General features: G+C 58.0%; 24 protein-coding genes and 1 riboswitch. Of the genes, 12 read left to right on the top strand and 12 right to left on the bottom strand.

The annotated features are described in order from the left end of the window. Window positions 1-121 precede the first annotated feature (121 nt). Window positions 122-1483: an amino acid permease gene (locus tag ACP39K_RS02980; protein ID WP_016927398.1), complete on the top strand. Its 1362-nt coding sequence runs from the start codon at window positions 122-124 to the stop codon at window positions 1481-1483. A 46-nt stretch (window positions 1484-1529) separates the two neighbouring features. On the opposite strand, the gene ACP39K_RS02975 is transcribed toward ACP39K_RS02980, so the two are convergent. After that, window positions 1530-1820 (bottom strand): hypothetical protein, encoded by a 291-nt coding sequence (locus ACP39K_RS02975; RefSeq protein ID WP_033640076.1) that lies wholly within the window; start codon window positions 1818-1820, stop codon window positions 1530-1532. A gap of 220 nt (window positions 1821-2040) precedes the next feature. Between ACP39K_RS02975 and ACP39K_RS02970 the strand changes: the two genes are divergently transcribed. The 3 genes from ACP39K_RS02970 (at window position 2041) to cspE (ACP39K_RS02960) (ending at window position 4125) form a co-directional block, all read left to right on the top strand. Then, the gene (locus tag ACP39K_RS02970) at window positions 2041-3075 is read left to right on the top strand and encodes an MBL fold metallo-hydrolase (RefSeq protein WP_497008284.1); all 1035 of its coding nucleotides are present in this window, start codon (window positions 2041-2043) and stop codon (window positions 3073-3075) included. 682 nt (window positions 3076-3757) lie between these two features. Then, window positions 3758-3874, top strand: a complete 117-nt coding sequence (locus tag ACP39K_RS02965; RefSeq protein ID WP_002211058.1) for a DUF2627 domain-containing protein — start codon at window positions 3758-3760, stop codon at window positions 3872-3874. A 41-nt stretch (window positions 3875-3915) separates the two neighbouring features. Continuing rightward, on the top strand, window positions 3916-4125 hold the full coding sequence (gene cspE / locus ACP39K_RS02960; RefSeq protein ID WP_002221949.1) for a transcription antiterminator/RNA stability regulator CspE: 210 nt from the start codon (window positions 3916-3918) through the stop codon (window positions 4123-4125). Between the two features lie 52 nt (window positions 4126-4177). On the opposite strand, the gene pgeF is transcribed toward cspE (ACP39K_RS02960), so the two are convergent. Further along, window positions 4178-4894 carry a peptidoglycan editing factor PgeF gene (gene pgeF, locus ACP39K_RS02955; RefSeq protein WP_033640077.1) on the bottom strand — a complete coding sequence of 239 codons (717 nt, stop codon included), beginning with the start codon at window positions 4892-4894 and terminating at the stop codon, window positions 4178-4180. A gap of 161 nt (window positions 4895-5055) precedes the next feature. Between pgeF and rlmA the strand changes: the two genes are divergently transcribed. Then, window positions 5056-5874 (top strand): 23S rRNA (guanine(745)-N(1))-methyltransferase, encoded by an 819-nt coding sequence (gene rlmA, locus ACP39K_RS02950; RefSeq protein WP_033640078.1) that lies wholly within the window; start codon window positions 5056-5058, stop codon window positions 5872-5874. A gap of 62 nt (window positions 5875-5936) precedes the next feature. Here rlmA and mntP read toward each other — a convergent pair whose 3' ends face one another. The 5 genes from mntP to manX form a co-directional block, all read right to left on the bottom strand. Then, window positions 5937-6506 (bottom strand): manganese efflux pump MntP, encoded by a 570-nt coding sequence (gene mntP, locus ACP39K_RS02945; RefSeq protein ID WP_025159822.1) that lies wholly within the window; start codon window positions 6504-6506, stop codon window positions 5937-5939. Window positions 6507-6517: 11 nt separating this feature from the next. Continuing rightward, window positions 6518-6700, bottom strand: a riboswitch (yybP-ykoY riboswitch). Between the two features lie 218 nt (window positions 6701-6918). Beyond that, a complete protein-coding gene (locus ACP39K_RS02940; protein WP_016927403.1) occupies window positions 6919-7377 on the bottom strand; it encodes a DUF986 family protein in 459 nt (152 codons plus the stop codon). Window positions 7378-7431: 54 nt separating this feature from the next. After that, complete coding sequence (locus tag ACP39K_RS02935) at window positions 7432-8274, bottom strand: PTS mannose transporter subunit IID (protein ID WP_015378157.1); 843 nt, start codon at window positions 8272-8274, stop codon at window positions 7432-7434. Window positions 8275-8289: 15 nt separating this feature from the next. Further along, complete coding sequence (locus ACP39K_RS02930) at window positions 8290-9090, bottom strand: PTS mannose/fructose/sorbose transporter subunit IIC (protein WP_015378156.1); 801 nt, start codon at window positions 9088-9090, stop codon at window positions 8290-8292. 56 nt (window positions 9091-9146) lie between these two features. After that, window positions 9147-10106: a PTS mannose transporter subunit IIAB gene (gene manX, locus ACP39K_RS02925; protein WP_004927601.1), complete on the bottom strand. Its 960-nt coding sequence runs from the start codon at window positions 10104-10106 to the stop codon at window positions 9147-9149. A 562-nt stretch (window positions 10107-10668) separates the two neighbouring features. Between manX and ACP39K_RS02920 the strand changes: the two genes are divergently transcribed. Further along, window positions 10669-12213, top strand: a complete 1545-nt coding sequence (locus ACP39K_RS02920) for a TerC family protein (RefSeq protein ID WP_016927405.1) — start codon at window positions 10669-10671, stop codon at window positions 12211-12213. Between the two features lie 16 nt (window positions 12214-12229). On the opposite strand, the gene ACP39K_RS02915 is transcribed toward ACP39K_RS02920, so the two are convergent. From ACP39K_RS02915 to pabB, 4 genes are all read right to left on the bottom strand, one after another. Next, complete coding sequence (locus tag ACP39K_RS02915) at window positions 12230-13816, bottom strand: EAL domain-containing protein (RefSeq protein WP_048796580.1); 1587 nt, start codon at window positions 13814-13816, stop codon at window positions 12230-12232. Between the two features lie 268 nt (window positions 13817-14084). Beyond that, window positions 14085-15449 carry an L-serine ammonia-lyase gene (gene sdaA, locus ACP39K_RS02910; RefSeq protein WP_004927589.1) on the bottom strand — a complete coding sequence of 455 codons (1365 nt, stop codon included), beginning with the start codon at window positions 15447-15449 and terminating at the stop codon, window positions 14085-14087. A gap of 446 nt (window positions 15450-15895) precedes the next feature. After that, window positions 15896-16474, bottom strand: coding sequence for a CoA pyrophosphatase (locus tag ACP39K_RS02905; RefSeq protein WP_497008283.1), 579 nt, complete (start codon window positions 16472-16474; stop codon window positions 15896-15898). Next, the gene (gene pabB, locus ACP39K_RS02900) at window positions 16471-17844 is read right to left on the bottom strand and encodes an aminodeoxychorismate synthase component 1 (protein WP_497008282.1); all 1374 of its coding nucleotides are present in this window, start codon (window positions 17842-17844) and stop codon (window positions 16471-16473) included. Before pabB ends, ACP39K_RS02905 begins: the two co-directional genes overlap by 4 nt. 522 nt (window positions 17845-18366) lie before the next feature. Between pabB and ACP39K_RS02895 the strand changes: the two genes are divergently transcribed. After that, window positions 18367-19368, top strand: a complete 1002-nt coding sequence (locus tag ACP39K_RS02895) for a glycosyltransferase (RefSeq protein WP_028127489.1) — start codon at window positions 18367-18369, stop codon at window positions 19366-19368. Window positions 19369-19438: 70 nt separating this feature from the next. Then, entirely contained in the window at window positions 19439-19678 is a 240-nt protein-coding gene (locus ACP39K_RS02890; RefSeq protein ID WP_033640082.1) for a YoaH family protein, read from the top strand. Between the two features lie 34 nt (window positions 19679-19712). Here ACP39K_RS02890 and purT read toward each other — a convergent pair whose 3' ends face one another. After that, window positions 19713-20891, bottom strand: coding sequence for a formate-dependent phosphoribosylglycinamide formyltransferase (gene purT, locus ACP39K_RS02885; RefSeq protein ID WP_049299172.1), 1179 nt, complete (start codon window positions 20889-20891; stop codon window positions 19713-19715). A 246-nt stretch (window positions 20892-21137) separates the two neighbouring features. Here purT and cspE (ACP39K_RS02880) point away from each other — a divergent pair, with 246 nt between their 5' ends. The 4 genes from cspE (ACP39K_RS02880) to yqfB all read left to right on the top strand — a co-directional run bounded on the left by cspE (ACP39K_RS02880) (window position 21138) and on the right by yqfB (window position 23637). Next, window positions 21138-21347 carry a transcription antiterminator/RNA stability regulator CspE gene (cspE, locus tag ACP39K_RS02880; RefSeq protein ID WP_004927572.1) on the top strand — a complete coding sequence of 70 codons (210 nt, stop codon included), beginning with the start codon at window positions 21138-21140 and terminating at the stop codon, window positions 21345-21347. A gap of 147 nt (window positions 21348-21494) precedes the next feature. Next, a complete protein-coding gene (gene dbpA, locus ACP39K_RS02875; protein WP_028127486.1) occupies window positions 21495-22877 on the top strand; it encodes an ATP-dependent RNA helicase DbpA in 1383 nt (460 codons plus the stop codon). 88 nt (window positions 22878-22965) lie between these two features. Continuing rightward, entirely contained in the window at window positions 22966-23289 is a 324-nt protein-coding gene (locus ACP39K_RS02870; protein WP_033640085.1) for a YebG family protein, read from the top strand. Window positions 23290-23328: 39 nt separating this feature from the next. Then, complete coding sequence (gene yqfB, locus ACP39K_RS02865) at window positions 23329-23637, top strand: N(4)-acetylcytidine aminohydrolase (RefSeq protein ID WP_004927562.1); 309 nt, start codon at window positions 23329-23331, stop codon at window positions 23635-23637. Window positions 23638-23648: the final 11 nt, after the last annotated feature.

Below are 23648 nucleotides of genomic sequence, written 5' to 3'. Positions count from 1 at the left end.
CTCGGGGCGCTTCTCCTTGATGCTCACGGGGTTAAGTGTTAAAAAGCCGCCCGCAGATACATTTATTGATTGGTGAAATCTTGGCCGATAGCGGCAAGGGTATACGCCATATGAGGATAAGATGGGCGGTCAGCATCAGGATACTCCGCTAAAACGCGGTTTAAAAAACAGACACATACAGCTTATTGCCCTCGGGGGCGCCATCGGCACCGGTTTATTTCTCGGCATTGCGCAAACCATTAAAATGGCCGGCCCCGCCGTGCTGCTGGGCTACGCCATCGGCGGTTTTATCGCATTTTTGATCATGCGCCAGCTGGGCGAAATGGTGGTGGAGGAGCCGGTCGCCGGCTCTTTCAGTCACTTTGCCTATAAATACTGGGGCGATTTCGCCGGCTTCCTTTCCGGCTGGAACTACTGGGCAATGTTCATTCTGGTCGGCATGGCGGAATTGACCGCCGTCGGCATCTACATTCAGTACTGGTGGCCGGAGATCCCCACCTGGGCCTCCGCCGCGCTGTTTTTCGTGCTGATCAATCTGATTAACCTGGTGAACGTGCGCCTGTACGGCGAAACCGAGTTCTGGTTCGCCATCATCAAGGTGGTGGCGATTGTCGGCATGATCGTCTTCGGCGCCTGGCTGTTGGCCAGCGGTAACGGCGGGCCGCAGGCCAGCATCACCAACCTGTGGCAGCAGGGCGGCTTTATGCCGCACGGCTTCTCGGGGCTGGTGATGGCGATGGCGGTGATCATGTTCTCGTTTGGCGGCCTGGAAATGGTCGGCATCACCGCGGCGGAAGCCGCCGATCCGCGTCGCAGCATTCCCAAAGCCACCAATCAGGTGGTGTACCGCATCCTGATCTTCTATATCGGCTCGCTGACCGTGCTGCTGTCGCTCTATCCGTGGGGGCAAGTGGTGGAGGGCGGCAGCCCGTTCGTGCTGATCTTCCATGCGCTGAACAGCAATCTGGTGGCAACGGTGCTCAACGTAGTGGTATTGACCGCCGCGCTGTCGGTCTACAACAGCGGCGTTTATGCCAACAGCCGCATGCTGTTCGGGCTGGCCAGCCAGGGCAATGCGCCGAAGGCGCTGACGCGCGTGAATAAACGCGGCGTGCCGGTGTTGTCCATCGCGCTGTCGGCGTTGATTACTTCGATCGGCGTGCTGATCAACTACCTGATGCCCGGCAAGGCGTTTGAGCTGCTGATGGCGCTGGTGGTCTCAACGTTGGTGATCAACTGGGTGATGATCTGCCTGGCGCACCTGAAATTCCGCGCCGCCAAGAACCGCCAGGGCGTCATTCCCAGCTTTAAGGCGCTGTGGTATCCGTTCGGCAACTACCTGTGTCTGGCGTTCCTCGGCCTGATTCTGGTGATCATGTATTTCAGCGAAGGGATCCGCATTTCGGTGTTGCTGATGCCGGTGTGGGTTGCGGTGCTGTGGTGCGGGTTTATGCTGACGCGCCGCAAAGGCGGCAAGCGTTAATCCGTGTGCTGCGGAGGCGTATGGCGCGCCTCCGCTCCTTTTCTCGTTAGCCGCGCGGCATAAAGGCGCGGCCCTCACCGTGACCCCGCCCCAGCAGTTTCCGACACAGCAGCAGCAGAGTGCTGATCACGTCGATGGCGACTACGCTGAGCATCAGCAGAGTCAACATGAAGAATCCAAGCAGCGAACCGCCCAGCAGCACCAACGGTGCAGGCACGCGCAGCCGGCGCAACTTCATGGCGAAATACATTTTCCAGTATTGCTTCTGCGCCAGCAGCGCGCTGCGAATACGGCGCCCCAGGCTTGAGCCTGATTTGCGGGATGTAGAACGACTCATAACTTCTCCTTTTCTGTATGCCCTACAAGTCAATCACAAAGATCTTAAGAGAGTCTTAACGGGCTCTTGGCGGCCCTGGCTGTCTCACCGGAGTGAGACAACAGCATACGGCAAAAGGTCCCGAGATGCAGCGCACGGCTGACAAAGTGCGAGCTTCATCGGGTTTGTTACACTGAAAGTCATGCCCGTGCAGGGCGCAGTGGTCGGGAGAAAAGGCTGGATGAAAATAATCAACCGTTATTACGACGCGGCCAAGGCGCATCATACGCCGGAGGGATTTCGCAACCTGGAACCTTCGCGGCGTCAGGAGGGCGATCTTCAGCGTTGGCAAGATGAACGCAAGCGGCAGGGGCTGCCCAGACCGCCGCAGCAGGGCTACGCACAATTTACCGAACGCTGGTGGCAACCTGCCGATCTCAGCGGCAGCGACGACTGCGTTTGGTGGTTGGGGCATGCCTCGATGCTGCTGCGGTTGAGCGGGCGCTATATCCTGATCGATCCGGTGTTGTCCGAACGCGCATCGCCACTGAGCTTTTACGGCCCGAAGCGCAGAACGCCGCCGCCGCTGACGGTGGAGCAGCTGCCGGCGGTGGATGCGGTGCTGATCTCCCATAACCATTATGACCACCTTGACAGGCGCACGGTGCGGCAATTGGCGCGGCGTTTCCCTCAGGCCGAGTTCATCGTGCCGCTTGGCTTGAAGCGCTGGTTCCGCCGTTATCGGCTGAAGGCGCATGAGCTGGACTGGTGGCAGAGTCTGCCGTTGGGCGAGCTGACGGTCTACGCCACGCCGGCGCGGCACTGGAGCATGCGCACGCTGTGGGATCGCAATCGTTCGCTGTGGTGCGGGTGGGTGATCCACCATCCGGCGCTGCGGTTTTATTTTTCCGGCGACAGCGGTTATTCGGAACGGCTGGCGGAGATCGGTCAACGGCTGGGGCCGTTCGACGTGGCTGCGCTGCCGATTGGCGCCTATGCGCCGCGCTGGTTTATGCAGGAGCAGCATATGGATCCGCAGCAGTCGGTGGCGCTGTATCGCGAGCTGAATCAGCCGCGCGCCATTCCCATCCATTGGGGGGTATTCGAACTGGCGGATGAATCGCTGGACGAACCGCCGCAGCAGTTGAACCTGGCCCTGAGCGAGGCGGGGTTGGAGCAGCATCAATTCCTCCCGCTGAAGATTGGCGAGCGCATCGCGTTGCAGGATGCTCAGCAAGCGTTGTCTCTTCGCCCTGCGGTACAGAGGAAAGAATAAGAGCAACGGTTTGAAAGCGCGGCAGTAATTAGCAAAATTGATAAGATCGGGGGGTGATTCAAATAACCACCCGATCTTCAGGATTTAATTCAACGCCACACTTTTGCTATTCATAAGATTATTCCGGCTATTGGGGATAATGACCTTCGGATTATTTATGATGGAACCACAGGCAAGCGGGAGAGGCGTCTGGACGTTGCATGCTTATGCAACCGTTGTGCAGGACGGTAACATCATCGCCCGCCTGTGTGCTGCTCCTGCTCGCGCGGTGTGGCGGCAGGGCTGAAAGCCGATGATGAATGGGCTTTCCGGCGGTAAATGGTCGGAGGAGCGATGAATAAATTGGCCCCCGTTCATCGATATTCAGATGTTGCATATCAAATTCCATAAAGATTCAAATTTTTTAACGCTATAAGCGGCAAAAAAGCGGAAATGATGAGACGGAAAAGCGTCAATACGATGAAAGTTTTGTTAAAACTCCAGCAGAATGCGGGGTCTGGCGCAGTGATTTTGGCAAGCAGAAAATAGCCGATGCTTCAACATCTTTTGGCCTATTTAAGCAAATGTGGCGCTCGACCGTTTCAAATATGTGCGACATGTCGTTCAGTGATTAAAAATGGCTTGCCATCGCATACAGAGTATGTGATAACGCATCTGGGTAAAACGAGGTACAGTTCTGTATATGTGTGGCATTTTCAGTAAAGAAGTTCTGAGTAAAGACGTTAGCGTTGAATACCGCTTCTCTGCCGATCCTTATCTTAGTGCCTCAAGCAGTAACGACTCTAGTTTGTCTATGTAACGCCCTCGGGCGGTTTAAACAATCCAAAGGAAATACTCAAGATGGCAAAGATCAAAGGTCAAGTTAAGTGGTTCAACGAGTCTAAAGGTTTCGGTTTCATCACCCCGGCTGACGGCAGCAAAGACGTGTTCGTACACTTCTCTGCAATCCAGGGTAACGGCTTCAAAACCCTGGCTGAAGGCCAGAACGTTGAGTTCGAAATCCAAGATGGCCAGAAAGGCCCATCTGCAGTAAACGTTACTGCTATCTAATCAGCGTCAGCTGTACAAAAAGCCCGCCTTCGCGCGGGCTTTTTCGTTTCCGTTATCCGGCGGCGATGATGATGCCGGCGTACTGGTTGCGGCCTTTGATCCCCGGATGCGTCGGATCCTGCGCGCGCCGGTGGCTGTTGCGGCGATAGCTGGTGTATTTGAAGCGCTGCGGCCGCTGCGGGTCGACGTCCGGCGTGCAGATGGTGCAACTGCCGGCGCGGTCAACGGCGGCGAAGCCGAGCGCCGCCAGCTTGTATTCGGCAATTGCGGCCAGATCCAGATGCCGGTAATGCGGGCTGATCAGCGTGGCGGGCAGCGGCAGGCGCTGTTTAAAACTTTCCACCAGCGCTTCATCGACTTCGTAGCAGCACGGGCCGGCGGCAGGGCCGATGGAGACGACCCAATCGGCGGTGCCGCCGTCCTGGCGAATGCGCGCTGCCATCTGTTCCAGAATGCCGTCAAGCAGTCCGCGCCAGCCGGCGTGAACCGCTGCGATGGCGCCGCCGTCACGGCGGCTGAACAGCACCGGCAGGCAATCCGCCGTCAGTACGCTGAGCAGAATGCCGGGCTGGCGAGTGTAGAAACCATCGGCTTCACCGCACGCCTGCGCCGGCTGCAGCACGTCGACGATGCGGGTGCCGTGCACCTGCTTCTTTTCCGGCAATGTGGCGCTGTAGGGCAGCAGGTGCCCGGGTAGCAGCGCGAGTTTGCTGCCGAAGCCGTGCTGAATATGGGGCACCGCATCGAGCAGCGCGGAACGATCGCTCATAAGTTATGTTCACCTGCGTGAGAAAACAGACTCTCAGTGTAGCCAGCTTTTTCCCCGCTTGGCCAGGTGTTGTTGGCGGCGAAAGCGAGCGGGGATGCGCCTTGCATCAAGCCGACGCCTTCTTTAGACTAGCCGCGCCCTGTCTTTCTGGAAGCCCATTCATGTCTTATCAATGCCCTCTGTGTCATCAACCGCTGTATTTTTCATCACAACACTGGCGTTGTGACGGCAATCATCAGTTCGATCAAGCCAAAGAAGGCTACGTGAATCTGCTGCCGGTGCAGCACAAACGATCGAAGCAGCCGGGAGACAGCGCGGAAATGATGCAGGCGCGGCGAGCGTTTCTCGACGGTGGATATTATCAGCCGTTGCAAGCGCAGGTGGCCGAGTGGCTGGATTTGGCGCTGGCGGCCGATGCAGGCACGTTATTGGATATCGGCTGTGGGGAAGGGTATTACACCGCCGCCGTGGCCGCCAGGCTGGCGCAGGAGCGCACTATGGCGGTCTATGGGCTGGATGTCGCCAAGGTGGCGATCCGCTATGCCGCTAAACGTTATCCGGCGGTCTCGTTCTGCGTTGCCTCCAGTCACCGTTTGCCGTTCGCCGACGGGGCGCTGGATGCGGTCTTGCGCATTTATGCACCCTGCAAGGCGGAGGAGCTGGCGCGAGTAGTGAAGCCGGGCGGCGTGGTGCTGACGGTGTCGCCGGGCCCGCGTCATCTGTACCAGCTGAAAGAGCAGGTGTACCAGCAGGTGCAGCTGCATGCCGAACAGGATGAACAGTTCGACGGATTCGACTGCGAGCGCAAAGAGGCGCTGGCCTATACGATGACCCTACCGGGCGCGCAGGCCGCCAATCTGCTGCAGATGACGCCGTTCGCCTGGCGCGCTACGCCGGAGGTGCAACAGCGGTTGGCCGAGGGCGGCGAGTTTGTGTGCGAGACGGATTTCGTGCTGGCGTTGTACCGACGTCGCGCTTAAGGGGCCTTGAACTCAGAAACAAAAAAACCTGCCGCGGCAGGTTTTTTTGCAGTTCAGTCACCTCAGGCCAGGTAGCCGAGGTGCTCCAGCAGGATGTTGACGCCGATACCGATCAACACCACGCCGCCGAGGATTTCGGCGCGTTTGCCCAGCAGCGGGCCGATAAAGCGGCCGATCATCATGCCCAGGGTCGCCATGATCATGGTGGCGCAGCCGATGGCCATCGCGGTGTGCACGATGTTCACCTGCAGGAAGGCCAGACCGACGCCGATCGCCATGGCGTCGAGGCTGGTGGCGATGGCGGTGGCCACCAGCAACCAGAAACCATGACGTTTGACCTTCTCTTCTTCGTCGGGCCTGTTGCGCACCCCTTCGACGATCATGCGCATGCCGAGAATAAACAGCAGCGAGAAGGCGACCCAGTGATCCCATTCCATGATGTATTGGCTGGCGAACAGGCCGATGGCCCAACCGATGAGCGGGGTGATCGCTTCGACCACGCCGAAGATCAGGCCGGTGCGGATCGCTTCGCGAAAGCGCGGTTGATGCAGACTGGCACCTTTGCCGATCGAAGCGGCGAAAGCATCCATGGACATGCCGAAAGCGAGAATAAGCGTTGCTGAAAGGTTCATGTGAAATAGCCTCGGCCGGGTGGCTCCATATACACGTAACCCACCCCCAACCAAACGACGGAGTTACGTGTCTATGGTCTCGCCAACCTTACCTGGCTGCCCGCACCACGTTTCATACGGCGAAACGAGTATGTTGATACGGGCGTTTCTGGTTTTTATTCTCCAGAAACCGGCTACTCCCCAATGACGGCGCAACCATACCATATTATTTCCGGTGCCGACAACTTTATTCTGGCGTGGTTTTTGTTCTTAATTGAGACTCGTTTTCATTAATCTGAGTTCATGGGGGAATATAATGTAGACGCGGGTAACAATGTTGCGGAAATAATAGTCAGAAAGGAAATGGCGCTGCCGATTAATTATCCACAAGCAGCGCAAGGTTTGAGCGAAAGTAAAATGAGTTTTTCTTTATTTATTGATTATCAATGAAAAAGTGGTAAATCTTCTCCAGGTCGTCCAAGTGCGTCACCTGAACCAACAGCCGGCGCTGTTCCAGGTCGACGGCCAGAATGCCGTCCTCCGATAAATTCATGGCTTTAATGCGGTTATATTCGACAAACACATTGGCGAAGAAAAATCCGTGCGCTTTAAACACCATCTTGGGCGCGCGAATATAAGAAACATAGATAGCGAGCAGCGCCAAAGAAATAAGCAGATAGGTGGTTAATACCGCGCCGTTGTCGGTGACATTGCGGTAAATCAGAATGGCGATCAGGCCGACGAAAATCAGGCTGTCGAGGCGGTTACGGCGTTTGAGCGGCACTTTGAGCCGCGTTTTGCCTTTCAGCAGATCCATGCCGAATTCGTCATACAGCGAATACAGCAACAGCAGGGCGATAAACAGCATCAGTACGGCGTCGGTCAGTGACATCTCTTGCTCCACACATAAAAAAGCCGGGGGTTGCCCCCCGGCCGTTTCGAACGATTACAGGCCCAGCAGGCCAATCCAATAGCCAAAGATGCCAATGACGAAGAAGCCGATAATGATCCACAGCGCGTTGACTTTCTTGCGCAGCAGCCACATACAGGCGAAGGTCAGCAGCAACGGCACCAGGCCCGGCATCAACTGATCGAGGATGGTCTGCACCGTGGTGACGTTGGTATGCCCGGTCTGGTCGGTTATCTTGGACACCACCAGCGGGATATTCACGTGCGTCCACTTGTTGACCAGCGCCCCCATGACAAACAGGCCGAGAATGGACGCTCCTTCCGTCAGTTTCTGCAGGAAGCCGCCGCCCATGTCGTTGACGATATCGACCCCTTTGCGGTAACCGTAGGCCACGCCGTAGTAGCGGGTCAGCAGGCGCACCAGGTTGAACAGCACGAAGAACAGGATCGGTCCAAGCAGGCTGCCGCTCATGGCGATGCCCGCCCCAAGCGCGGCGAATACCGGCCGCACGGTGCCCCAGAAGATCGGGTCACCGACGCCCGCTAGAGGCCCCATCAAACCGACCTTGATGCCGTTGATTGCGGCGTCGTCGATCGGCGCGCCGTTGGCGCGTTGCTCTTCCATCGCCATGGTCACGCCGAGCACCGGCGCCGCCACGTAAGGGTGGGTGTTGAAGAACTCCAGGTGACGCTTGATCGCCTGTTTGCGATCGTCATTGTTTTCCGGATACAGGCGACGGATCACCGGCACCATCGAGAAACAAAAACCCAGCGCCTGCATGCGTTCGAAGTTCCATGAACCCTGGAACAGGTTCGAACGCAGGAATACGCCGCGAATATCGGCCGGCGTGAGTTTCTTTTGAGCAGTCGTATCAACCATTTCTCTCACCTATTCCTAGTCGAGTTCGTTATCGAGATCGTTCGCGTTAGCCGGGCCGGCCTGGACAACCTGAGACTTGTTGTATTTCGGGCTGAGCTGGATATACAGCACGGCCATCACCACGCCGATGACGCCGAGCGCCACCAGGTTGAAGTTGGTGAAGGCGGCGGTAACGAAACCGAGATAGAAGAACGGCATCAGGTAGCCGGCGCGCATCATGTTAATCACCATTGCGTAACCGACCACCACGATCATGCCACCGGCGATGTTCAGGCCGCTGGTGACCACTTCCGGGATCGAGTTGAGCAGGGCGTGCACCCCAGCGGTGCCCACCGAGATGGCGACGATGACCGCCGGGATGGCGATACGCATCGCCTGCAGCAGCAGGGCACCGACATGGATCCAGCTAATGGCGCGCAGGCTGCCGCGCTCCGCCGCGCTGTCCGCTGCGTGCTGGAAGGCCACGGTGAGGGTTCGCACGATGATGGTTAACACCTGGCCGGCCGCCGCCAGCGGAATGGCCAGGGCGATACCGGCGCCGACGCTTTGCCCACCGGCAATGACCAGGATGGTCGAGATGATGGACGCCAGGGCGGCATCCGGCGCGACCGCCGCGCCGATGTTCATCCAGCCGAGCGCGATCATTTCCAGCGTACCGCCGATGATGATGCCGGTTTTCATATCGCCGAGAATGAAGCCGATCAGGGTACAGGCGACCAGCGGACGGTGGAACTGGAACTCGTCGAGGACGGAACCCATCCCGGCGATACAGGCAACGATAAATATCAGCACAATCTGAAGAGTGGTGATCTCCATTGCACTTCTCCTATGACCAAAAAAGCTCTGAGTAAAATAATCAGCGGCTGGCGCCACTAATTGAGTTTGTTAATCAGGTCCATCATTTTTAGCCGGCTGTCGGACGAGACCTTACGCACCTCCAGCTCGATACCGCGATCGTTCAGTTTCTTAAACGCTTCGATATCTTTTTCATCGACGGAAACGGCGTTGTTCACCTGGGTTTTCCCCTGGCGGAACGCCATGCCGCCGATATTGACGGATTGAATATCCACGCCGCCCTCCACCAGACGCCAGACGTCGGTCGGATTGGTAAACAACAGCATCACGCGGTCGTTGGCGTATTTGGGGTTGTTCCAGACGCGGATAGCCTTCGCCACGTCCACCACGTGGGCAGTGACGCCCGGCGGGGCAACCTGAGTCAGCAGGGTTTTGCGCACATGGTCGGCGGCGACTTCATCGCTGACGACGATAATACGGCTGACGTTGGTCTCTTTGGTCCAGCGGGTAGCGACCTGGCCGTGGATTAAGCGATCATCGATGCGCGCCAGGCCGATTTTCATGTGGTCGTTCGGCCCCAACGGCGCCTGAGGGGCAGCGGCTTTGGCGACGGGAGCTGCGGGTTTTGCGGGTTCTTCCTGCGGTTTTTTCAGCGCTTTCACGCCTTCTCGGCCGGTTTCCAACGCCAGCGCCACCAGTTCATCGAAAGCGGGGTTGTCGTCCCGCGCCATGAAGGTTTCCACCAGCATCGGGATGTTGACCCCGGTGACGACCTCATAGTTTTCTTTGTCGACCGCAATGCGGCTGGCGGCGTTGAACGGGCTGCCGCCCCAGGTATCCACCAGGAACAGCACGCCGCCGCTGGTATCCAATCCACTGATTTTCTCGTTGTACTTGACGATTAACGTTTCGGCATTCTCACCGGGAACGAAGTCTATAAAGGCGACGTTGTCCTGCTCGCCCAATAGCATCTCCGCCGTTTTCAGCAGTTGTTCCGCTGCAGCCCCGTGTGTGCCGATGATAATAGCTATTGCCACTCGCTACCTCCTCGTTGAACTCCAGACGCGGTTTGTGTCGTTTCTCCGCGCCGTCTTGGCAGTCACTTCCGCGGTTCAGATACATTATGGTAGAAAAAAAGAAACGCACGCCTAACATTTCTCACGCAGTTTCAAATGCCTGTGCGTGATACTTCACGAACGCGAGATTTATTTTAGTGAGTGAAAAAATATTTTTTGTGACGCTGCTCCGCTATTGAATGCTCGGAGAAATCTTAGCTGTCGCAGACGATATGGCGTGGCGTCACCCTAAACCGCCGTTGAAAAAGCCGCTTTGTCCCCCAGAAAAATCCTGATACAGTAATTTCCTCTTTCATCACTAAGGAGTGAAGGGCCTCAGCCCTCCCTATGGACTGTCACCGAAGTAACTGTTTTTCCAGGTTTCACCCGCCACCTGCTGGCGTTGCATATGCTGTTCGGCCCTTCGGCCATCTCCCGGTAATCCCATCCCGTCACTTTGCTATTGTCGACTGCGCCCATGCAGCGGCGGCATCGTCACGTTTGAGCGGCGTGCGCTCATTCCCACTTTTCTCTGGAGTCTGATATGGAATTTTTAATGGACCCCTCTATTTGGGCGGGGTTGCTTACGCTGGTGGTGCTGGAAATCGTGTTGGGCATCGACAACCTGGTGTTCATCGCCATTTTGGCCGACAAACTGCCGCCTAAGCAGCGCGATAAGGCGCGCGTCATCGGTCTGTCGCTGGCGTTGCTGATGCGTTTGGGCCTGCTGTCGGTGATCTCCTGGATGGTAACCCTGACCACGCCGCTGTTCAGCGTCGGCGATTTCAGCTTCTCCGGCCGCGATCTTATCCTGCTGTTCGGCGGGGTATTCCTGCTGTTCAAGGCCACCATGGAGCTGCATGAACGGCTGGAAGGGCAGACGCACCAGGATGGCGCCAACCGCGGTTACGCCAAGTTCTGGGCGGTGGTGGTGCAAATCGTGATCCTGGACGCGGTGTTTTCGCTCGATGCGGTGATTACCGCCGTAGGCATGGTGAACGATCTGCCGGTGATGATGGCGGCGGTGGTGATCGCGATGGCGGTGATGCTGCTGGCGTCCAAACCGTTGACCAACTTCGTCAACGCGCACCCGACTATTGTGGTGCTGTGCCTGAGCTTCCTGTTGATGATCGGTCTGAGCCTGATCGCCGAAGGCTTCGGCTTGCATATTCCTAAAGGCTATCTGTACGCCGCGATCGGCTTCTCGATCCTGATTGAATTGTTCAATCAGATCGCGCGTCGCAACTTCATCAAGCATCAGGCGCGTCGCCCGATGCGCGAGCGCACCGCGGAAGCGATCATGCGCCTGATGGGGCAGCAGCGCGCGCAGCAGGCGGACGATGAGGTCGCCTTGCCGCGGGATGAAACCTTTGCGGCGGAAGAGCGTTATATGATCAGCGGCGTGCTGACGCTGGCCTCGCGCTCATTGCGCAGCGTGATGACGCCGCGCACGGATATCTCCTGGGTCGACTGCGAGCGCTCCCGTGAGGAGGTGCGCGCACAGTTGCTGGATACGCCGCACAGCCTGTTCCCGGTGTGTCGCGACTCGGTGGATGAGATCGTCGGCGTGGTACGCGCCAAGGATCTGCTGGTGGCGCTGGAGCAAGGGGAAGATATCGCCGAGTTTGCCGCGCGCACGCCGCCGATCGTGGTGCCGGAAACCATGGATGTCATCAAGCTGCTGGCGGTGCTGCGCCGCGCCAAAGGGCGCCTGGTGGTGGTCACCAACGAGTTCGGCGTGGTGCAGGGGCTGGTGACGCCGCTGGACGTGCTGGAAGCGATCGCCGGCGAGTTTCCGGACGAAGATGAAACGCCGGACATCGTGGCGGAAGGCGACGGCTGGCTGGTCAAGGGCGGGACCGACCTGCACTCGCTGGAACAGGCGCTGGCCTGTGACGACCTGGTCAGCCCAACCGCAGACTACGCCACTCTGGCGGGGCTGCTGTTAGCCCACTACGGCCAGATGCCGGTGGTGGGGGACACCATTGAACTGAACCACCTGCGTTTCGATATTGTCGAGGTCTCCGACTATCGCATCGAGTTGGTGCGTGTCACCCGCGCCGTCTTCGACGAACCGGCGCATTCGTAACCCACCCGTCGGAGGCTTAGGCCTCCGGCGGATGCTCTTCCGTTTTCCTCACGCGCGATTCGTACTGCTGCAACCACAGCGGGAAAACGTGGATCGGCATCGGCTTGGCAAAATAATACCCCTGCAGGGCATTGACCTCGCGTGAGCGCAGATAGTCGGCCTGTTCCGCCGTTTCTACCCCCTCAGCCACCAGCTTCAGTTTCAGCCGCTGCGCCAGCGTAATGATGGTATCGGTCACCGTGGCGTTGACCGCGTCGGTGCCGATGGCCGCGGTAAACCCGCGGTCGATCTTTAACACGTCGGGGCTAAGGTTCTTCAGGTAGCTCAGCGAGCTGTGGCCGGTGCCGAAATCGTCGATGGCCAGCATGATCCCCATGTCTTTCAGCGTCCGGATCTGGTCATGCTGGATCGCCGACAGCGCGGTGCGCTCGGTCAGCTCCAGCATCAGTGACGGCATCGGATGCGCCGGCAGCCAAATCCGGCGGATATCGTCGATGATGTTGAGCGTTTTAAAGTGTTCGGCGGCGACGTTGATGCTGATGTAGAACGACGGTCGCGGCGGGAACAGCTGCAGATTTTCCGTCACGGTGTTCATCAGATAACGGGTCAGCGGAATGATCAGCTCATGCTGCTCGGCCAGCGGAATAAACACGTCGGGGGAGATCCACCCTTGACGCTTCTTTTTCCAGCGCAGCAGCATTTCGACGCCGGCGCAGCGCCCGGTGTCGCTATGAATGATGGGCTGGCAATAGACGCGGAACTCACGATGGGTGATGGCATGGCCGATGTGATAAGACAGGCTCATGCGGTTAGCGGTGAGCAGATAGACCACATAGGCGGCCAACAGGCTGATCAGCAGCGCCAGCGGGATATGGCGCGGCAGTGCGGAAAGCGCCAGCATGCCGATCTGCGGGCCGAACAGCGAAATCGAGAACGGGTATAGCGCAGAGCCGGCGGTGTAGCGCAGATCGTTGGTCAGGGTGTCGCGGCTCAGGATTTCGCGTCGGCCGTATTCCAGGCTGCTGTCAGCCACGTTCAGCACCACGCGCTGAACGTAAGGTTCCTGCGGCTCGAGTAAAAAGTTGGACAGCAGCTCGATATTAAACACGTGCAGCACGCCACTGGTTTTATCGCGGGGGGATGGCGTCCACATCACCAGCGTGGGCAGGCCTTTGCTCACCGCCAGCGAGGGGCGCAGCGCCAGCCTGGCGTTGCTGTTGACGAAGGTCGGCATGACCGCGGCCAGCTGATAATGACGGGAACCAAACAGGCTGGAGCAGTAAATAATGCCGTTTTTTACCAGCAACATGGCGCGTAGCGCCTGATTCTGCGCGGCGCGAAAGCGCAGGGTCGACGAAACGTTCTCGCAGGGCTGGTCCAGCATGTCCATGCTGCGCTCTGCCTGCAGCTGAGCCGGTGTCAGCAACTGGTTGAGCTTGCCGACGGTGCGGGTGGCCAATGTCTGTTGGCTCAGCTCGATACTTTTGACCTCTTGATAATAACGGGTATACAGCGATACCAACAGAATAGCCGCGCCCACCGCTCCGGCCAGCAGCCAACGGTAATAACGATATCGGGACGCGGCGAGGTGGGTCATCAACATCCGGTAAATCCTTGTTCGGTAATCCAGCCCCGAGTCACGGTCAGGTCATAGATCCTTAAGTTGCGCTCGGCTAATTCTAGCCTGAGGTTATACAAGATTGATGGTAACTCAGTAAATTATTTCGATTTGGCAAAACAGAAGGTCAATTTGCAGGCTAACCGCCGGATCGATGAGAGAAATGCAGGATTTTTTCTGGTGACATTGTCACAAAAAGCGGCCAATGAATTGATTACCCATAAAAAACCCCGCCGGATGGCGGGGTTGTCTGTCAGTCGCATTGCACCTTGATTGCCAGGCCGCCGCGTGACGTTTCGCGGTACTTGGCGTTCATGTCTTTGCCGGTTTCGTACATGGTCTCGATCACCTTATCCAGCGAAACGCGCGGCTCGCTGGTGCGGCGCAGGGCCATGCGGGCGGCGTTGATCGCCTTGACCGAGGCGATGGCGTTGCGCTCGATGCACGGCACCTGCACCTGGCCGGCGACCGGGTCACAGGTCAGACCCAGGTTGTGTTCCATGCCGATTTCCGCCGCCACACAGACCTGCTCAGGGCTGCCGCCCAGCAGTTCGGCCAGACCGGCCGCCGCCATGGAGCAGGCAACGCCGACTTCACCCTGGCAACCGACTTCGGCGCCGGAAATGGAGGCGTTCATCTTGTACAACGCGCCGATGGCACCCGCCGCCATAAAGTAGCGGATGTAGATATCCGGGCTGACGGACTCGATGAAGTGATCGTAGTAAGCCAGCACCGCAGGCACGATGCCGCAGGCGCCGTTGGTCGGCGCAGTGACCACGCGGCCGCCGGCGGCGTTTTCTTCGTTAACCGCCAGCGCGAACATATTGACCCAGTCGATCACGTTCATCGGATCGCTGGACAGTTTGTCCGACGCCACCAGCATGCGGCGCAGCGCGGAGGCACGGCGCGGTACGCGCAGCGGCCCCGGCAGTACGCCTTCGGTGTTCAGACCGCGATCGATACAGGCGCGCATGGTTTGCCATACGTTGCCGAAGTAGGTCTCGATCTCTTGCTTGCTGTGCAGCGCCAGTTCGTTCTGCATCACCATGCCGGACAGCGACAGGCCGGTCTCGCGGCAGTGGTCGAGCATTTCGCGCGCGGAGTTGAACGGATATGGCATTTGCAGTTCTTGCTCGGCGGCCTTGCCGAAATTCTCCTCGTCGACGATGAAACCGCCGCCGATAGAGTAATAGGTCTTGCTGTACACTTCTTTATCGCCGGCGAAGGCGTGGATCTGCATGCCGTTTTCGTGCAGCGGCAGGTTGTCGCTGCGGAAGACCATGCCGCCGTCGCGAGGGAAATCGACTTCATGCAGGCCGTTGGCCAGCATCAGGCGTTGACGTTGTTCTACATCGCGAATAAAACCCGGAATGCTATCGATATCGACGGTGTCCGGCATGTTGCCGGCAAGGCCGAGAATGATGGCGATATCGGTATGGTGACCTTTGCCGGTCAATGAGAGTGAGCCGTAAACGTCTACGGCAACACGCGTGATAGAAGGCATCAGGCCTTTATTTACCAGATCGTCGACAAACTGTTTGCCGGCTTTCATCGGTCCAACCGTATGAGAGCTGGACGGGCCGATGCCGATCTTAAACATGTCGAAAACGCTAATCACGCTAAAACTCCTTAAAGAGACGTATTGTTATGGCTGCGGCGGTCAAAAACCGCGCAGGGAACAGCGATATTGTAAAAGGGCCGTGCGGGTTCGGCTGCCTTTTTCGCATGAAATTAAATAATCCGTGGTGTCGCTTTTTTTACTGATTACCCGGGGCGAACCCTTGTGCGGGGTATCCGCTTTCGCCCAAGCTCCATTAGCGGTAATCGCGCCAGCTTTCCGTGCTGAACGCCGCCGGCTTAATCCCTGTTTCTACAGTGGTTTATCTCGGACGGTGGTATTTTACAGGTATTTCGTAAGGTTTAAGAGAGGGTTTACAGTTTTTTTAAAACCATTCAAACGGAACGGTAGTTGAAAAAGCGATCAAATGAAGTGATAGCGATCGCTTTACCCGCCGAGGAGGCCGGCAACCGTGCCAGATTGCGAGTCAGATCACGTAATGTGGGCTAAATACTGACCTGTTGCGCCAGGCGCCGAATGATGGCGGCGGTCAGCCCCCAGATAAACTGGCTGTGATACCAGGAGAGGTAGATGCGGTGGGTATGGCCGGCGCGATGAATATCCAGCGGATAGTAACGCGACAGGGTCAGCGCTTCCCACAGGGGCATCTCGAACACGTCCGCCACTTCGCCTTCATTGGCGTGGAACTGCACGTCCGGCGGGATGAGGCCGACGATAGGGGTAACCTGAAATCCAGTGCTGCTGTCGAGCGGCGCCATTTGGCCGAGGACAGTCACCGCTTGCGGCGGTATCGCCACTTCTTCCTGCGCTTCTCGCAGCGCCGTGACGATCGCCGATCCGTCTTCGGCGTCGGTTTTTCCGCCGGGGAAGGCCACTTGACCAGCATGTTTGCGCAGCGAGTCGGCACGGCGGGTCAACAGCAGCGTCGGCTCGGCGCGGCAGACGATCGGGATCAGCACCGCCGCCGGGCGCACATTGTGCGAAATCTGCGTCGCCTGCGGCAACTGCAGTTGAAAGCGGCTGATAAAGGCGTGCAGTGAGGCCGGTGAGTTCGATGGGATCACGACAGGGCATACTCCCCTAGCTGCGGCAAAATGCGGCCAACCTTGTCGAAGGTCTCCTGGTATTCCGCCTGCTCCTGGCTGTCCGCCACGATGCCGCCGCCGGCGGAGCAGTGGATGCGACCGTTTTCGGTGACGAGCGTGCGAATGGTGATATTGGTGTCCATGGTGCCGCAGGCGCTCAGGTAACCGATGCTGCCGCAATAGGCATTGCGGCGCTGCGGCTCCAGCTCTTCGATGATTTCCATCGCTCGCACCTTGGGCGCGCCGGTGATCGAACCGCCGGGGAAGCAGGCGCGCAGCAGTTCGGCCGCCGAGGTATGATTTGGCAGGGTCGCGGTGATGGTGCTCACCAGGTGATGCACAGCGGGGAACGGCTCCACGGCGAACAGTTCCGGCACCCGTACGCTGCCTGGTTGGGCGACGCGGCCGATATCGTTGCGCAGCAGATCGACGATCATCAGATTTTCAGCGCGATCCTTGGGTGAATCGGCCAAACGGCGAGCCTGCGCGGCGTCCTGTTCCGCGTCCGCCAACCGCGGCAGCGTGCCCTTGATCGGGCGGGTTTGGATGCGTTGCTGCTCCAGCCACAGGAAGCGCTCGGGAGAGACGCTCAGTACGCTGTTGTGCGGCAAGCGCAGGAAGGCCGAGAATGGCGCGCGGTTGCAGGCGCTCAGGCGGCGGAACGCCTGCCATTCATCCCCCAGATAGTCGGCGGAGAACCGTTGTGCCAGATTAATTTGGTAACAGTCGCCGCTGCGCAGGTAGTGCTGAATACGTTGGAACTTCTCGCCGTATTGCCGCCGGCTCATATTGGCGCGCCAGTCGCTCAGCAGCGTGAAAGGGCGTTCTGTAGGCGCAGTTTGGCTATTGAGCCAGCGCCAGCGCTGTTCGACATCGCCATAGCTGAGCAGCGTCAGGGTTTGCAATTGGTGGTCGGCGATCACTGCCCAGTCATAAATGCCGACTGCCATATCCGGCAAGGCGAGGTCGGCTTCGGCCAACTGCGGCAGGGTTTCCACCCGGCGCCCGAGATCGTAGCCGAACAGCCCCAGAGCTCCGCCCTGAAACGGCAGGTCCGGATTAAACGCCGGCTGCCAGCCTTGCGCCGCCAGTTGCTGCTGCAGCAGGGAGAACGGATCTTCCTGCGACTGAATGGTGACGCTGTCACTTTCAATTGTCGTGCCGGCACCGTGGGTGGTGAGTGTAACGCGCGGTTGTGCGACCAGGATATCGAAACGGTTATGCGAATGGTCGGCGAAGCCCGAATGCAGCAGCATCGCCCAAGGTTGCGATGAAAGCGGGGCGAAAAGCGTCATCAGGGCACGGCGGCTGTAGGGCAAAGATTTTATGTTTGGGGCGGTTATGCTCATGAACGTCAATAAACCTGGCTGTGAGGACGGCGATATCTGGCGGCTAGTGTGCCATAGACGGTCACGTCATGCATGTTTTGCCATGCGCGACATGCAGCACAGTTCACATAAACGGCAGTTCAATAAACCTGAAATAAGGCATTTTTTGCGCCATTGATTATACTTCGATATGTTAAAAATTTAACATCAAATGCACTGGAAGCCTATTTATCGAGGGCGCAATACCCGAGAAATATAAAAAAAGATTCGTTAATTTCATAAATTTATTATTTCTGCTTGTTATTAGAAGCGGGAGAGATGTTGTTATGCCCGATTTTAGCCAACGTCGCCGCCCTTTGGAATTAATGGCTTAATTACTCAGCGCTTTTCTGGCGCTGGTTTGAGAAAGAAAGGCCGGTTCGGTCCCATTAGTCACCGCGGGAATTTGCAGGTTTCACGCCTATCCCAAGCGTACGCTGACCGAATGAGCCTTTTAGAAAAATAAAATTATTATTTTGTTACATTATCATTGAAGAGCTGACTATGTCGTTAATGCTGAGCGTGATCGTCCCGATGCACAATGCGGGGGAGTTATTGGAGCCTTTCCTGGCCTCGCTGCTGGCCCAGCGTGAGCAACGGTTGGAGGTGATCATCGTCAATGATGGTTCCACTGACGGTTCAGGAGAGATCGCACATCGTTACGCGGCGGTTCATCCGCATATTCGTGTGATCGATCAGGCCAATGCCGGTGTTTCTAACGCGCGTAATGCCGGGCTTGCCGTTGCCCAAGGCAAATATGTGGCGTTTCCCGATGCCGACGACTTGCTGGCGCCGGAGATGTATTCCACGCTGCTGGAACAGGCGGAACAACATCAATTAGACGTGATGCAATGTAATGGCGAACGCTATTTTACCAGCCAAGATGAATTGCAGCTGATTTTTCCTGAGGCGCGTTTGCGCACCACCGACGTTATCACCGGCGTGCAGTGGTTTGAACGTGCGCTGAAATCGCGAAAGTTTATTCACGTTGTATGGCTGGCAATATATCGCCTCGACTTTATTCGCCAGCATCGGCTTTATTTCGAGCCGGGATTACATCACCAGGATATTCCCTGGACGACGGAAGTCATGTTTAATGCCAAACGGGTCAAATATTTAAGTACGCCGCTGTACCGTCAACGGGTGCACGACAAGTCGATCAGTAACCGTCGCCGCATCGGTAAGGCGAACGTGGAGTATCAACGCCACTATATGAAAATCGTCGAAATGCTGGAGCGGCTCAATCAGCGCTATGCGGGCACTGTCGCCATTCGTCCGGCTTTCCATTGGCAAATCACCCGCGAAGCGCTGGGCATTTGCCACAGCATTCGTCGTGAGCCGGAACCGGCCGCTCAGAGTCAGATCACCGAAGAATTCTATCAGCGCGGCATCGACAGAGCGATGTTCGCCAATGCGCGCGGCCTGAAGCAGGGGTGGCATGTCATGCTGTGGCGGCATCGCCTGAAGCAGTGGCGCAACGATAACGGCTGTTCGCAACCGGCCTGAGGCACCAGACGTTGGGATCCGCCGCGTTAGCGCGTATACTCCTTCTCCCTTTTGCCGGAGAGAACGACACATGCATGCAGGTATGCCATTACTGAATCACGCGGAGCAGCAGGAAGCGGCGGATCGCATCCATCAACTGATGGAGCAGGGCATGAGCAGCGGTGAGGCCATTGCTCGCGTTGCGCAGGAAATTCGCGAGAAGCATCAGGGCGCTCAGGTTGCGGTACTGTTCGATGATGAAGACGAGCAGCATGAGGCCGCACCGGAGGCGTCGCCGGATGACGATGCTGAAGAAGACGAAGACTATTGACGTTATCGGGGCCGCGCAAGCGGCCCCGTGAGTATCAGCCGTTGACCGCCACGGCGGCGGCGGCTTGTTTCGCTTGCTCCACCGCCAGTTCCGTCGTGCTCGCCGTCGCCAGCGCCACGCCCAGGCGACGCTGCCCGGCGATCTCCGGTTTGCCGAACAGACGCAGCTGGTTGTGCCCGCGCAGCGCATTTTCCAGGCTGCTGAAACGCACATCGCTACTGGTGAGCTGCGGCAGGATCACCGCTGAAGCGGAAGGGCCGAACTGGCGGATGGCGCCAATCGGCAACCCGAGAAACGCGCGAACGTGCAGGGCGAACTCGGACAGGTCCTGTGAGATCAACGTAACCATGCCGGTATCGTGCGGCCGCGGAGATACTTCGCTGAAGATCACGTCGTCGCCGCAGACGAACAGCTCCACGCCGAACAGTCCGAACCCGCCCAGGGCTTTCACCACCTTCTCCGCGATAGCCTGAGCACGGCTCAACGCCGTGGCTGACATGCGCTGCGGTTGCCAGGATTCGCGATAATCTCCGTCTTCCTGACGATGGCCGATCGGCTCGCAGAAATGTACGCCGTCCACGGCGCTGATGGTCAGCAACGTAATTTCAAAATCAAATCTTACCAACCCTTCGACGATCACCCGGCCGCCGCCGGCGCGTCCGCCCTGTTGCGCGTAATCCCAGGCGCTTTGCAGCTGCTCAGGCGTGCGGATCAGGCTTTGTCCTTTGCCGGAAGAACTCATCACCGGTTTGACGATGCACGGGTAGCCGATGTGCTCGACCGCTTGCCGGAAAGTCGCTTCGCTGTCGGCAAAGCGGTAGCTGGAGGTGGGCAGGCCAAGTTCTTCCGCCGCCAGACGGCGGATGCCTTCGCGGTTCATGGTCAGGCGCGTGGCTTCGGCGCAGGGCACCACGCGGTGGCCCTGACGTTCAAGTTCGACCAGCATGGCGGTGGCGATCGCTTCGATTTCGGGAACGATATAGTCCGGCCGCTCTTGTTCGATAACGGCTTTCAGCGCGTCGCCGTCCAGCATATTGATGACGTGACTGCGGTGCGCCACATGCATGGCGGGGGCGTCGGCATAGCGATCGACGGCGATCACTTCCAGGCCGAGGCGCTGGCATTCAATGGCGACTTCTTTACCCAGCTCCCCGGAGCCGAGCAACATGACGCGGGTGGCGGAAGGGCGCAGGGCGGTTCCAATCGTTAACATAGTTTCGTACCTGGATCGGTGAAAGTAAGCGGATTGATGATCGGCGGGCAGTATATACGAAAACGATTGCGTTCACAGCCGCCACGCCAGGTTTGTTGCTAACTTACTGTTTTTATAACAAGCAGAAATATTTGCCCTGCTTGGGCGATTGTGCGTTAATAAGCGACGGCGAAAGAAGGCCTATATATAGCAAGGTTTTCGCGTCTCGTGCCGTCAAGGCAGGTTTATCAAGTAAAGGAAACACAAATGAGCAAGATCACTGGTCACGTTAAATGGTTCAACGAAAGCAAAGGCTTCGGCTTCATCACGCCTGCCGACGGTTCTAAAGACGTTTTCGTTCATTTTTCCGCTATCGTTAGCGATGGTTTCAAGACCCTGGCTGAAGGCCAGCAGGTTGAATTCTCCATCCAGGACAGCCAACGTGGCCCTGCCGCAGCCAACGTCGTTGCGATTTAACGACTGCGTTGCCAAGAAACCCGCCGCCGGCGGGTTTTTTTATGCCCGCAGCCCGTAACGCCGCCCATCTCTGTTATCATTTACCGCTGATTCGGCGCCAACCTGCGGGCGCGCCGCCATTCCATTCGTCATATAAGAGTTATCGCCGTGAGCACAGTTTCTTTTTCTTCCCTGCCGCTGCCAGCCGAACAGTTGGCCAACCTCAACGAACTGGGGTACGCCGAAATGACGCCGGTGCAGGCCGCCGCGTTGCCCGCTATCCTGCAAGGGCGAGACGTGCGCGCCAAGGCGAAAACCGGCAGCGGCAAAACGGCGGCATTTGGCATTGGCTTGCTGAATAACATCGTCGTTACGCAGGTTGCCACACAGGCGCTGGTGCTCTGTCCCACCCGCGAGTTGGCCGATCAGGTGAGCAAAGAGCTGCGTCGCTTGGCGCGTTTCACGCAAAACATCAAAATTCTGACGCTGTGCGGCGGCCAACCGATGGGGCCGCAGCTCGATTCGCTGGTGCATGCGCCGCACATCGTGGTGGGGACGCCGGGCCGTATCCAGGAACACCTGCGCAAGAAAACGCTGCAGCTGGACGAGCTGAAGGTGCTGGTGCTGGATGAGGCCGATCGCATGCTGGACATGGGGTTCGCCGACGACATTGACGATGTGATCAGCTATACGCCGCCGCAACGTCAGACGTTGCTGTTTTCCGCCACGTACCCGGCAGGCATCGAGCGCATCAGCGCGCGCGTTCAACGCCAGCCGCTAAGCGTCGAGGTGGACGATGGCGAAGCGCAGACCTCCATCGAACAACGCTTTTATGAGACTACGCGCGATCAGCGCCCAGCGCTGCTGGTGTCGGCCATTCGCTATCATCAACCTGCGTCCTGCGTGGTGTTCTGCAATACCAAACGCGACTGTCAGACGGTGCTTGAGGCCCTGGAGGCCCGCGGCATCAGCGCGCTGGCGCTGCATGGCGATCTGGAACAGCGCGACCGCGACCAGGTGTTGGTGCGTTTCGCCAACCGCAGTTGCCGGGTATTGGTGGCGACCGACGTCGCCGCACGCGGGCTGGATATTAAAGAGCTGGAGCTGGTGGTCAACTACGAACTGGCGTTCGATCCCGAAGTGCATGTGCACCGTATCGGCCGCACCGGCCGCGCCGGCATGAGCGGGCTGGCGATCAGCCTGTGCACGCCGCAGGAAATGGCGCGTGCGCACGCGATTGAAGACTATCTGCAGATGAGCGTCGACTGGTCGCCGGTGTCCGAGCTGAGCGGGGCGGCCAACGGCTCGCTGGAGGCGGAAATGGTGACGCTGTGCATCGACGGCGGCCGCAAGGCGAAGATTCGTCCCGGCGATATCCTTGGCGCGCTGACCGGCGACGCCGGGCTGACGGCGGCGGAAGTGGGCAAGATAGACATGTTCCCGGTGCATGCCTACGTCGCGATCCGCAAAGCCAGCGCGCGCAAGGCGCTGCAACAGTTGCAGCAGGGCAAAATCAAAGGCAAAAGCTGCAAGGTGCGGCTGCTGAAATAAGCCGAAGGCGGGCGGCGGTTTGCCTTCCCGCCACGATCTATTTATACTGTATATAATTACAGTAATTTGAGTATTTGAGGACGCACGCATGGCGGTTGAAGTTAAATATGTGGTGGTGAGAAACGGTGAGGAAAAAATGACTTTCGCGAGCAAGAAAGAAGCCGACGCCTACGACAAAATGCTGGATCTGGCGGACAACCTTGGGGAGTGGCTGCTGCAGGCGCCGCTGAACCTGGATGACGAGCAGCGCGAAGGGCTGAGCTTCTTCCTGGCGGAAAATAAAGATGCGCTGGGTCTGATTCTGCGCGGCGCATCGCCGGCGGAAACCCTCAAGACACCGGCGGAAAGCAAAGCGAAAAAAGCGGCCTCTAACCCAAAAGAGGGATCTGCGTCAGAAAAGCAGGCGGCATAATGACTTATGTTGCGGTGTTGTGATGAAAAAGGATCTAAAATGAGCCGTGAAATAACTTTCTTCAGCCGCTTTGAGCAAGACATTCTGGCCGGGCGCAAAACCATCACCATTCGGGATGCCAGTGAGTCGCATTTCGAACCGGGCGAGGTATTGCGCGTCAGTCGCAATGAGGACGGCGTATTTTTCTGCTTTATCGAAGTGCTGTCGGTAACGCCGGTGCGTCTGGATGCGCTGACCGAACGCCACGCGCAGCAGGAGAACATGTCGCTCGGCGAACTGAAGCAGGTGATCAAGGAAATCTATCCGGGCCTGGATGCGCTGTTTGTCATTGAGTTCGTCAAACGGTAACCCTTTGCCGA

Source organism: Serratia sp. EC4 (assembly GCF_059652115.1).
This window is presented reverse-complemented; position numbering and strand designations above follow the sequence as displayed.

Excerpts from the sequence above, each read along its gene's own strand:
- ACP39K_RS02980 (WP_016927398.1), top strand. The coding sequence starts at position 122 with ATGGGCGGTCAGCATCAGGATACTCCGCTAAAACGCGGTTTAAAAAAC.
- ACP39K_RS02975 (WP_033640076.1), bottom strand. The coding sequence starts at position 1,820 with ATGAGTCGTTCTACATCCCGCAAATCAGGCTCAAGCCTGGGGCGCCGT.
- ACP39K_RS02970 (WP_497008284.1), top strand. The coding sequence starts at position 2,041 with ATGAAAATAATCAACCGTTATTACGACGCGGCCAAGGCGCATCATACG.
- ACP39K_RS02965 (WP_002211058.1), top strand. The coding sequence starts at position 3,758 with ATGTGTGGCATTTTCAGTAAAGAAGTTCTGAGTAAAGACGTTAGCGTT.
- cspE (WP_002221949.1), top strand. The coding sequence starts at position 3,916 with ATGGCAAAGATCAAAGGTCAAGTTAAGTGGTTCAACGAGTCTAAAGGT.
- pgeF (WP_033640077.1), bottom strand. The coding sequence starts at position 4,894 with ATGAGCGATCGTTCCGCGCTGCTCGATGCGGTGCCCCATATTCAGCAC.
- rlmA (WP_033640078.1), top strand. The coding sequence starts at position 5,056 with ATGTCTTATCAATGCCCTCTGTGTCATCAACCGCTGTATTTTTCATCA.
- mntP (WP_025159822.1), bottom strand. The coding sequence starts at position 6,506 with ATGAACCTTTCAGCAACGCTTATTCTCGCTTTCGGCATGTCCATGGAT.
- ACP39K_RS02940 (WP_016927403.1), bottom strand. The coding sequence starts at position 7,377 with ATGTCACTGACCGACGCCGTACTGATGCTGTTTATCGCCCTGCTGTTG.
- ACP39K_RS02935 (WP_015378157.1), bottom strand. The coding sequence starts at position 8,274 with ATGGTTGATACGACTGCTCAAAAGAAACTCACGCCGGCCGATATTCGC.
- ACP39K_RS02930 (WP_015378156.1), bottom strand. The coding sequence starts at position 9,090 with ATGGAGATCACCACTCTTCAGATTGTGCTGATATTTATCGTTGCCTGT.
- ACP39K_RS02920 (WP_016927405.1), top strand. The coding sequence starts at position 10,669 with ATGGAATTTTTAATGGACCCCTCTATTTGGGCGGGGTTGCTTACGCTG.
- ACP39K_RS02915 (WP_048796580.1), bottom strand. The coding sequence starts at position 13,816 with ATGTTGATGACCCACCTCGCCGCGTCCCGATATCGTTATTACCGTTGG.
- pabB (WP_497008282.1), bottom strand. The coding sequence starts at position 17,844 with ATGAGCATAACCGCCCCAAACATAAAATCTTTGCCCTACAGCCGCCGT.
- ACP39K_RS02895 (WP_028127489.1), top strand. The coding sequence starts at position 18,367 with ATGTCGTTAATGCTGAGCGTGATCGTCCCGATGCACAATGCGGGGGAG.
- ACP39K_RS02890 (WP_033640082.1), top strand. The coding sequence starts at position 19,439 with ATGCATGCAGGTATGCCATTACTGAATCACGCGGAGCAGCAGGAAGCG.
- purT (WP_049299172.1), bottom strand. The coding sequence starts at position 20,891 with ATGTTAACGATTGGAACCGCCCTGCGCCCTTCCGCCACCCGCGTCATG.
- cspE (WP_004927572.1), top strand. The coding sequence starts at position 21,138 with ATGAGCAAGATCACTGGTCACGTTAAATGGTTCAACGAAAGCAAAGGC.
- ACP39K_RS02870 (WP_033640085.1), top strand. The coding sequence starts at position 22,966 with ATGGCGGTTGAAGTTAAATATGTGGTGGTGAGAAACGGTGAGGAAAAA.
- yqfB (WP_004927562.1), top strand. The coding sequence starts at position 23,329 with ATGAGCCGTGAAATAACTTTCTTCAGCCGCTTTGAGCAAGACATTCTG.